The sequence below is a fragment of the Glycomyces salinus genome, from assembly GCF_016428645.1.
Classification (GTDB): domain Bacteria; phylum Actinomycetota; class Actinomycetes; order Mycobacteriales; family Micromonosporaceae; genus Glycomyces; species Glycomyces salinus.
In genome coordinates, this window is record NZ_JAELXW010000109.1 from 1 (window position 1) to 10,223 (window position 10,223).

General features: G+C 66.3%; 6 protein-coding genes. 4 read left to right on the forward strand and 2 right to left on the reverse strand.

Features of this window, described 5'->3' with window-relative positions; translation table 11 throughout:
* From JFB92_RS21295 to JFB92_RS21305, 3 genes are all read left to right on the forward strand, one after another.
* A partial coding sequence (locus JFB92_RS21295) for a Rossmann-fold NAD(P)-binding domain-containing protein (RefSeq protein WP_504778937.1) occupies nt 1–586 on the forward strand: 586 nt, incomplete at its 5' end.
* A complete protein-coding gene (locus tag JFB92_RS21300; protein WP_199043347.1) occupies nt 583–894 on the forward strand; it encodes an NAD(P) transhydrogenase subunit alpha part 2 in 312 nt (103 codons plus the stop codon). The genes JFB92_RS21295 and JFB92_RS21300, both read left to right, overlap by 4 nt.
* Nucleotides 891–2,291: an NAD(P)(+) transhydrogenase (Re/Si-specific) subunit beta gene (locus tag JFB92_RS21305; RefSeq protein ID WP_199043354.1), complete on the forward strand. Its 1,401-nt coding sequence runs from the start codon at nt 891–893 to the stop codon at nt 2,289–2,291. The genes JFB92_RS21300 and JFB92_RS21305 overlap by 4 nt, the downstream gene beginning before the upstream one ends.
* Before the next feature lie 784 nt (nt 2,292–3,075).
* Here JFB92_RS21305 and JFB92_RS21310 read toward each other — a convergent pair.
* Complete coding sequence (locus tag JFB92_RS21310) at nt 3,076–3,810, reverse strand: hypothetical protein (RefSeq protein WP_199043356.1); 735 nt, start codon at nt 3,808–3,810, stop codon at nt 3,076–3,078.
* Between the two features lie 9 nt (nt 3,811–3,819).
* Complete coding sequence (locus JFB92_RS21315) at nt 3,820–7,134, reverse strand: NB-ARC domain-containing protein (protein ID WP_199043357.1); 3,315 nt, start codon at nt 7,132–7,134, stop codon at nt 3,820–3,822.
* A 315-nt stretch (nt 7,135–7,449) separates the two neighbouring features.
* On the opposite strand from JFB92_RS21315, the gene JFB92_RS21320 reads away from it, so the two are divergent.
* A complete protein-coding gene (locus tag JFB92_RS21320) occupies nt 7,450–9,582 on the forward strand; it encodes a tetratricopeptide repeat protein (protein WP_199043358.1) in 2,133 nt (710 codons plus the stop codon).
* The last annotated feature ends 641 nt before the right edge of the window (nt 9,583–10,223 follow it).

Genomic DNA, 10,223 nt, shown 5'->3' on the forward strand with positions numbered 1-10,223 from the left:
CGCGGTCGTCACCGCCTACGACGTGCGAGCCGCGGCCGCCGCCGAAGCGAAGTCGCTCGGCGCGGACCTCCTGGACCTCGGCGTCGAGGCGGCCGGCGAAGGCGGCTATGCGAGGGTGCTCACCGAGGACGAGAGCACCGCCCAACGCGAGCGGCTCGTCGAGCGCATCGGCCGCTTCGACATCGTCATCACCACCGCCCAGGTCCCCGGCGGCGAACCGCCGCTCCTGGTCACCGAGGCTGCGATCGCGAAACTGGCCCCGGGCTCGGTCCTCGTCGATCTCGCCGCCAGTGCGCTCGGCGGCAACATCGCCGGCTCCGAACCCGACACCACCCTCGAACCGACCCGCGGTGTGACCCTCATAGGCGCCTCGAACCTGGCCTCCGAGATGGCCCCCGCTGCCTCCACCGCATACTCCCGGAACGTGACGGCGCTGCTGAAGCACCTGGCGCCCGACGGTGAACTGCGCATCGACCCCGAGGACGAGATCCAGGCGGGCGCCCTCATCACCCACGAAGGGGCGATCGCCAATCGCGTCGTCTCCGAACACATCGACCACCACCTGCCCGAAGGGATCGCGGCATGACCGCCGACCTGCTCACCGTGGTGACGCTGTTCGCGCTGGCCCTGCTGGTGGGCTTCGAGGTCATCAGCAAGGTCCCCGCCACGCTCCACACGCCGCTGATGTCGGCCACCAACTCCGTCCACGGCATCGTCCTCATCGGCGCGATGCTCGTGGCCTCGGCAGCCGACGACGCACTCGGATACGCGATCGCGTTCGCCGCGGTCGCCTTCGGCGCGGCCAATGTGGTCGGCGGCTACGCCGTGACCGATCGCATGCTCCACATGTTCCGCGCCCCCGCGCGCGAGCCCGAGCGACAGGAACGGCCGTGAACGAGATCGAGACCGTCGCCCGCTACGCGCTGCTGGCCGCCGCCGTCTGCTTCGTCATCGGACTGCGCCTGATGAAGTCCCCGGCCACCGCGAGACGGGGGAACCTCCTCTCCGCTACGGCCATGGCCGTAGCGGTGGCTGCAACCGCGGCGATCATCGTCGACCGCGGCACCGTCACCGCGGTCGGCTGGACCGTCCTCGCCGTCGGCGCCGCCGCAGGCGGCCTGGCCGGACTCCGGCTGGCCCGGCGCGTCCGGATGACCGCCATGCCGCAGCTGGTGAGCCTGTTCAACGCCGTCGGCGGAGGCGCCGCCGCACTGCTGGCCGTCGGTCATCTGCTCGACGGCGACTTCGGCGTCCGCGTCGCCCTGCCCGGCGGCCTCGACATCGTCATCGGCGCGATCACCTTCTCTGGGTCCCTGATCGCCTCTGGGAAACTCCAAGGCGTCGTGCCATCGCGTCCACTGGCGGCCTTCAGAGGCGCCCGAATCGTCAACCTCGTGATCGCTGCCGTCTTCACCGTCGGCATCGTGTGGCTGTCGCTGGAGCCGGACAGACCGGCCCCGCTCCTGCTCGCGCTCGGCGCCGGACTGGCCTTCGGCGTCACCATGGTCCTGCCGATTGGCGGCGCCGACATGCCCGTGGTCATCTCACTGCTCAACGCCTGCACCGGGATCGCGGTCGCGATGGCAGGATTCGTGCTCGACGAGCCGACGCTCGTCATCGCCGGCGCCATCGTCGGGGCTTCGGGTGTCATTCTGACCAAACTCATGGCCGACGCGATGAACCGTTCGATCACCTCGATCATCGCCGGCGGCTTCGGCACCGGCGACGAACCCGCCGTGGCCGGCCCCGCCGGCCCGGCCCGGCCGGTCACCGCCGCGGACGTAGCGATTCAGCTCGCCTACGCGTCGCGCGTCGTCGTGGTCCCGGGCTACGGGCTCGCGGCGGCGCGCGGGCAGCAGGAGCTCGCCGCGCTGGCACGCCTGCTCGAAGCGCGCGGCGTAGTCGTGGACTATGCGATCCACCCGGTCGCCGGGCGCATGCCCGGACACATGAACGTGCTACTCGCCGAGGTCGACGTGCCGTACCCGCAGATGAAAGAGCTCGGCGAGGCCAACGCCGAGTTGCCGCAGGCCGATGTCGCGCTCGTCGTCGGCGCCAACGACGTGACCAACCCGGCCGCGAGGCGGCCGGGCAACGCCCTGTCGGGGATGCCGATCCTGGACGTCGACGCCGCCCGGCGGATCGTGGTCATCAAACGTTCCATGGGCCACGGCTATGCGGGGATGGACAACGAGCTGTTCGCGAACCCGAAGACCGGCATGCTCTTCGCCGACGCTCGCGCCGCCCTGATGGCGATCGCCGCCTCGGTCCGCGACTTCGCGGGACAATGAACCCTCGGGTACAGGGACCGAGGTCCCGCTGGGCGGAGCGGTTGGTCGCTGCCGCGAACGGAGTTCCGGTGCTGGTATTGAGGGGCGCTGATACACCTCGGGAGGGGACATGAACACGACACCACGGGTCGTCATCGTCGGCGGCGGGTTCGCCGGCTTGGAGACCGATGACTGGGTGAGAGCGTCGGCGGGGAAGGGGCCTGAAGCGGCGGGTTGCGGGGGCGGAGCCGAAGATCTGTCCACATAGACAGGGTTCGGTTTTCCACCTGGGTGTGTCCTCGAAATCTTGCGCACGGCCGCCACGGGTCGCCATCAGTCGCACACCTGTGGGGAAAAAGAACGCCCCCGGTTCGATCGGATGATCGGAACCGGGGGCGTTTTCCCTGTTCAGGGGGATGAGCGGGCGACGAGAATCGAACTCGCGTCATTGGTTTGGAAGACCAAGGCGGTTGCCCCGATCTACCTGCGAAAACATCAAGGGTAGTCACAAAACCACCTCGCACCAGCCTGCGTGCTCGTTTCCTTCTGCTCGCTGTGGGCGACAAGGGCTATGGCAGACTCGACAACGACCTCATTCCCGCGCCGCTCAAAGGCCGGGACAAGTCCGAGTGGCAGAAGGAGTGCAGATGGCTCCACGTCCGTCTGCGTGGACTCGGCGAACATCGGTACACGCAGTTCAAGCAGTGGTCGATCTTCCATCTGGACCGCCGCGATCCGCACAGGACAGGCCCTAAGCCGTCCAAATCCTCAGCGACTGAGAGAACCCATCAGGTTGAAACAGGCGCTATATTTCGTCCTTATCCGGGTCGCTGTCGCCCTCAAGGTTCCTTGCAACACCTATCCTGTCGCCTTGATGGCGAGCTCGCTCAGCAGCTAGGTGCTGCGCCCGGTGCGCTGGCATACCCGGGATCGTCGTAGGTTGCCCCTCGTTCTCCGGTATGTCGGGTTGGGAGTCATAGGGCGGCAGGTCCACCTTAACTTTGTCGGTGTGGCGCGCGTGGCGAGGCTTGCGCAGCACGAGGCGCAGTACATGTTCCACTCCTTGCACCGATATTGTGTCCACCGTGCGGCGCGGGACGCGACTAAGGTCGTAGGGCACCGATTTGTCTGTGCCACCGGGCAAGACCACGATAATGACCTTCTGCTGAAACGTCTCCTGGTCGGCGTCGAACAGCCCGTGCAGGGCGTCGCATTCGCGGGCCGCACCCGCTCCCTCCTGCTGGGGGTTGCGTCCGGACCATCGCTCCCAGAGAGGGTCGCTGCTGATCATCATGACGGTATCCGCCCATTCAACCTTTTCCGGTCCCCAGCGAGTGAAGTCGACCGGTTCATCAAAGTGGAAGAGGTCCGCCTCGACCTCCAAGCCCTTGACTTCGTCGAGCAGGCGGACGAACTCCGTCACCGTCCGCCTGTACTGGCCGGCCTGTTCGGCGCTCCAGCGTCGATCCCGATGTGCCCAGACGATGAAGACCCGCTGGTTCTGATCGGTGGGCTTACTGTGCCGCGGTGTCTCACTCATGCTCTGCGCTCAATTCCAGACCGGGGCGGTCGCGACGGCACGCAATGCTTCCGGGTCATCCGCGGCGATCGCCGCCGCGGCCTCCCTCAGCAGCGTCCATGGATGCAGTGGCCCGTAAAGCGCCGCGCTGGCGTCCGCCACGTCCCGGAGCAACGCGCCGGCTTCCGGTGCCCGGGCCAGGGCCGCCAGTCGTCCGGCATTCGCACGCCAGCAGAGCTCCTCGCTGGAATCGAGATCGGCGACGCCGTCGATGATCAGATGCAGCAGGCGCTCCGCCTCCCAGCCCGGCCGGGTCGGATCTACCGGATGCTGGCCGTGTCGGGCAAGGTCCTCGGCGAATCCGTCCGCACCCGGACTGGTCAATGAGTCCATTGTGGCAAGTAGGCGTCGGCCTCCACCCGCGCGTAGCGGACGGGCGTGTCGCCCGAGATCCGAGCGCAGCAGCGCAAGTCGGGCAGTGGCCAGCAATGTCAGGGGATGTTCGCGGCCGATGGACCGTGCAGCGACCCCTACGGTGGCAACCGCGGAACCGATGTCGAATTCCGTCACCGCAGTCGGATCGGCCAGTGCCCAGGCCGCCAGGAATCCCCGTGCCATCGCCGCGTGGGAGGTCGTCGGCCCGAACGCTCGCTCGACTGCCTGAGCGAGGTCGCGGGCCGTATCCGGAGGCACGGCCGCAACGCCGCTCAGCCATGCCGACCGGAGGCGGTGGACCGCAGCCCAGACCGGCTCGCCGGTGCCCGCGGCGTCCGCTGCCTTCAAGTCGAGCAGAACGGCCTTTTGGGCCGCACGGCGATCGCCGCGGGCGAGTTGCAGTTCCGCAAGGGCCATCCTGCGGATGATCGTTTCGCGGTCCTCCGCGCCGAGCCGATCGGCCAGGATTCGCCAAGAGCTGTGGGTCAGGTCGAAGCCCTCGTCGGTGGCACCGATGTCATACAAGACCCGCCCGAGGTTGCACTGCTCGATGAGGACGCTCGTACTCTGTGGTGCCTCGCGACCTCGCAGCCATTGCAGCCCTGTGGCAAGCCTGCGGTGCGCGGATCGCAGGCGCCATGTCTGGTGCTCGGTGAGAGCCAGATTGTTTTCCACGTTGTACAACACATCAGGGCCCTGGGAACTGACGCGTGCGGCTTCCGAGGCGGCAGCGAAATCGCGCCTCCCTCTCTCGGGCAATCCACGTTCGAGCAGCACCAAGGCGCGATTACTCAGCAGTTCAGCATACTTGGTGTTGTTGGCTCCCTCCGGAAACGACAGCAATCGGCGAAGCGCACTGTCATAGAGGGCCTTCGATTCTCGGAAGTCCTCGCGAAGCAAGCGAATGAATCCCAGGTTGTTCTGGATCTCGATCCTGATCGCGTCGGGCCATGGCACGCCGTCCAACTCACCCGCCCCGGCGAGCCTGCGAGGCAGAATGGCCAGCGCTCGACGCGCATAGGCCTCGGCGGACGCCAAATCGACGTCCATGAGCAGGCTAGCGATCTCATTGAGCCATCGCGCCGCGGACATCCGGGCCTCCCCGGGCGGGACGTGGCCGAGCTGTTCCGCGGGTACGACCTCCGCCCTGTCGAGATCTCCGAAGGTGTCCACCACCTCTGCGAAGCGATCGAGCATGGCCGCCGCGGCGGATTCGTCGCCGTGCATCGCAAGCGCGAGCATGGAGGTGCGATACGTCACTCGGGATGCGCCGCGTTCGTGCAGGTACGAGGTAGGGTGCCATAGGGCGTAGGTGGCAAGGCCGCGCAATTCGTCACGGGAGACGCTCCTTGGTCGGAGCCTGGAGGTGTGGAATACCAGGCCGCACGCCGCGATGGCGACGGCGGACAGCGTCATGGTCCGTGACCACCGGTCCGATTCATTGATGTCGTCAGAGTCCAAGAGATGACCGGCGGCGGCGGCGACGAGCAACGCGATCCTGGCCACGCCGAGATCAGGGTCATCTCGGACCGCTTCGGCGAGCAACGGATGGACCAGGAGCGTCTCCTCATCGGCGCCGGTCCGGATCAGCGCCTGCGCCCGGAGTTGAGCGACGGCGGCGTCCCGACGCTCCGTGTCGGCGCACACGGCGGCGGCCGGATCGTCGAAGTCCGCACCGAGCGTGGCCAGCAGTCCGCCCGGGACCGGGGTGGACTGAGCGCACGACAGTATCCGTAGGAGGTCCAACGCGTCCGGGTGGCGCGTACGCAACTCGGCGAGGCGGACCTCCCATGCCTGCTTCAGAGACCCCGAACCCGAGACAGGCTCGTCGCCGTAGCGATCCAGCCAGCCCCGCAGCGACAGCCCGTCCACGACCACGGCCGCCGCCTGCTCGAGCGCCAGTGGGAAGCCCCCGAGTCGGCGCGTGATCGCGGCCGCCAGCCGTTCGCTCTCGGCGCCGGTGCGAGCGAGGAGGTATTCCACGCCGTCGTCCTCGTCCAGGAACGCGAGTTCTTTCACCGTCGCCTCTGCGCGCCAGCGGATCGACTTCGACGTGATGAGAACATGCAGTCCGGGCGTCCAAGGAGGCAGGGCGGCGAAGGTGTCCGGCTCCGGAGCGTCGTCCACGACGATCAGCGCTGTGCGGTGACGGCCCAGCGCTGACCACAACTTTTCGGGCTCGGCGTCCTCTAGGCCCAGGCGTTCGGCCAGCAGCGCCACCGATGATCGCCAGGTCTCGGAATTCGTCGCGGAGAGCCAGCCGACAACGTCATAGCCTCTTTCCAGGTCCCGGCATATCCGTACCGCCAGAGAGGACTTGCCCATCCCTCCCTCGGCGACCAATGCGACCCGAGCGGGGGCTTCCTTGTCGGCGAGCAAGTGGGAAATCTGGTCGAGAAGCTCGCGGCGGGTTCGCTCCTCCGCCGGATTTCCTTGTCCGGGAACCAAGACGACTCGTTCACGGTTCGCTGTTGCCGCGGGTGTCTCCGCGGCGAGGTCAGCCGGTGCTGGCCAGTTGATCTCCACCTCTTCGAAGCGGCGCTCGGCCCGCACCGCAGCGGCCGGGTCGTCGATGCTGATGAGCAGTAGATCTCTCACTTCGGCAGGCCGCGGCACCCGCAGTCGGCGCATGAGGGCGTGGACCCGCCGCCGGTGTTCAGTGGTCGCCGCGTTGCCGTGCATCAGGGTCAGGAGCGAGCGGGCCCTCGTATGCAGATCGGTGCGCATGATCTCTGCTACGAAGCGATCGCTGTCAGGGGTGATCGACGCCCGGTGCGCGAGCGTGCGCAAGCCCGCGAGCAGTTCAAGCTGAGCGGCGGACCCGTCGCGGGGGATCAGGAGCAGCGTGCGGTTCACCGGCAGCTCGCAGTCGAGCAGGGCCGCGACCTCGCCCTCCGCGAGCTCGTGCAAGCACCGAACCGATAGCTGACCTGCGCCAGTTGTAGTGTCGACGAGTACCTCGGCGCCTACCGCGGACTGCTCGACCTTGACGCGGGCGGGTGGTACGGCCATTCCCAAGACCGGGCGGCCCGCTGTCACACCGGCGATCGCCGCCCGCACCGCGCCGGCAGCGTTCGGGGGCCCCAGTCGCCCCGGGCTATCACCGTCCATGTTGATCCCCTTTGCCTGAGCACGACAAGGCCGGTCGTCACAGCTTTCAGTTTCCCTGCAGGGTTTCCAGTACTACAATGTATCGACACGAGAAGGCGGCGAGGACACCGGCTGATGACGGGATCCACCGAGAACTCCATGCACGGCAAGGCTCAGGCCGTCGTGCAGGCCGACAACGTGTCCGGTGGAATCCACGTCGGGGCATCGGAGGCATACAACCTACCCGTGCCACGTCAGCTCCCGGCCCGGCCGTGGCTGCTGGCCGGACGGGAAGCCGAGACGGCGGTACTGAGCGAAGCGATCATGGCAGCCGGCCGCATGGACACCCTCCCTGTCGCCGCGATAGACGGACCCGGCGGTATCGGCAAGACGGCGTTCGCCTTGGACTGGGCGTATCGACACCTCGAAGAGTTCCCGGACGGTCAGCTGTTCGCCGACCTCGGGGGTGTCGGCGGTCGCGAGCCACCAGCGGCACCGGTCGAAGTGCTTCGCGGATTCCTGACCGCAATGGGCGTCCCGGCTTCCTCGATACCACCAGACGTTGGCGCCGCATCCGCGATGTTCCGTACCCGGCTCACCGGCAAGCGAGTTCTGGTAGTACTGGACAACGCAGTCGACGCCAATCAGGTCACCCCGATCCTCCCTGCGGCAGCCCCGGCAGCTCTTGTCGTGACCAGCCGCAACCAACTCGTCGATTTGCGATTCGGGCGTATCCACCGGGTTCGACTGGGCGCACTCGATCGCGCCGGGTCAGTCGCACTGCTTGCTGGGCGCATCAACAGGAACGCTGTCGACGCGGACCCGGATGCCTTTGCGAACCTCGTCGACCATTGCGGCGGCCTGCCGCTGGCCTTGTCCATCGTTGCCGCCCGCGCTTCGCGCCACCCCGATTTTCCCTTGTCCGCGCTGACGGATGAACTGGGCGACGCTTCAGAGGATTTGGGCGGCTTCGACGCAGGTGCGGAGTCGATGAGGCTGCACTCCGTGTTCTCCTGGTCGACGTCCCAGCTCGCGCCAGAGCTGGCGCGGGCCTTCCGGCTTCTCGGTTTCGCGCCAGTCGCCCAGATCGGCCGCCATGCCGCCTCCAGCTTGCTGGGTATCCCTCTGCGGCGGGCCACTTCGCTGCTCGGTGAACTCGAGGTCCGAAACCTCCTCGAGCAGCCCGCGCCGCACCGCTATCAGATGCACGAACTGATACGGCGGCACGCGAAAGAGCTCGCTGAAGAACAGGACTCGGTCAAGGAACGGGAAGCCGCCGCACGACGACTCGTTGACTCGTACGTTGGCGCGGCCTACAAGGCGGATCGGCTGCTCTACCCGTATCGGGCACAGATAGGTCCCGCGCAATCGGTCGAACATGTCTCGGTGGCACCGCTCGCCGACGGGGCCTCCGCGCTCGCTTGGTTCACGGCCGAATACAAGCACGTGTTGGCCGTGCAACACCTCGCCGAGCAGTGCGGTTGGTGGTGGCAGGTGTGGTGGACATCCCGCCTTCTGGACACCTACCAGCACCACCAAGCGCTCCTGGAGGACAATGTGGATACTTCCCGTAGAGGTGTCCGAGCCGCCGAGAGACTCAACGACCCATTAGCGATCTCGCTTGCGGAACGGCAGCTCGGTCGAGCCCTTACCCATACTCTGCAGTTCCCGGACGCGGAACGGCACCTGGACCGAGCCCTGCGCGCCGCTCGCGACCAGGACGACCTGGTCGGTCAGGCACATACCCGACACGATCTGGCACGCTTGTACTCACTTGCGGGCAGGCATGCCGCCAGCCTCCGCCATTCCCGTGCGGCGCTCCGGCTATACCGTGTCAACGGAGACGCGCACGGCGAGGCTCGCGCGCGGAACCGAATGGCCCGTCAGTTTGCGGAACTCGGTGACTACGAGACCGCGCGGCGGGAGACCGAACGGGTACTTACCCTGCACGAGAACAATGGCGACCTGGCCGGTTGCGCCGGAGCACTCGACAATCTCGGGCACATATCCCAGCTCGCGGGACGGCTCGACCAGGCAGTGCGTCACTTCTCCCGCGCACTTGCCATCTGCGCGGCGAACACGGACAGGCATTTCGAGGCGATCGTGGCAGAGCATCTCGGCGAGGCATACGTTGCGACTGGCGACTTCTGCACCGCGCGCACCGCGTTCGACCGAGCGCAGGACCTATACGAAGCTCAATTCCGCGATGCCGAGGCCCGCCGAGTTTCGGCGAGGCTTCGGGTCATCCAGAACGAACCGGCAGAATAATCGCGCAGAACCGGTGATCCGAGAACAATTATGCGGTTAATGCACAGCTTGAACAAGACTCTATTCTCGACTTGTCTTGTATCGGAATCGAAGCTGAGATCGACTATCGCTTATAAGCCGTGCTAGTCTTCGAGCAAAATCCTCTCGATTGGAGCAACGCATGGGATGCGCGTGTATCAAAGCCGGCAAGCCAAAGTGTGCATGGTGCAAGGAGGCCGAAGCGCACAATATTCCGAAATCGCGACACAACTGCCAATGGGGTAGCTGTAGATAGCACTGGATCATCCCGACGAATTGGACCTGGGAGATCTCCGGAGGGACCACATCATCTAATCGAGTGACGGCCCTTCGCAATCTCGCTTCCGTCTGGGCGAGCGGCTTTAGTCCAAAAGTCCTTAGGTCATGAGAGTGCCTGGGGCCGTTTCGATCCATAGAACCTCTCCATGTGAACGCCGCTAGCGGCGTTCACATGGAGAGGTTCTATGGATCGGTCGTCGTCCGGGCCGATGGCATGCGGCCAGATAATGCCAATGTGAATATCGGCGACTCCAGGGGTCGCGCGTCAATGCCTTGGCGAGAGTCGATTGTTGCCTGTCATGTCATGTTATCAGCTCACCCTCGGTCGCAATTCTGCATCATTT

Coding starts and splice junctions, on each gene's coding strand:
- JFB92_RS21300 (WP_199043347.1), top strand. CDS start 583: ATGACCGCCGACCTGCTCACCGTGGTGACGCTGTTCGCGCTGGCCCTG.
- JFB92_RS21320 (WP_199043358.1), top strand. CDS start 7,450: ATGACGGGATCCACCGAGAACTCCATGCACGGCAAGGCTCAGGCCGTC.
- JFB92_RS21310 (WP_199043356.1), bottom strand. CDS start 3,810: ATGAGTGAGACACCGCGGCACAGTAAGCCCACCGATCAGAACCAGCGG.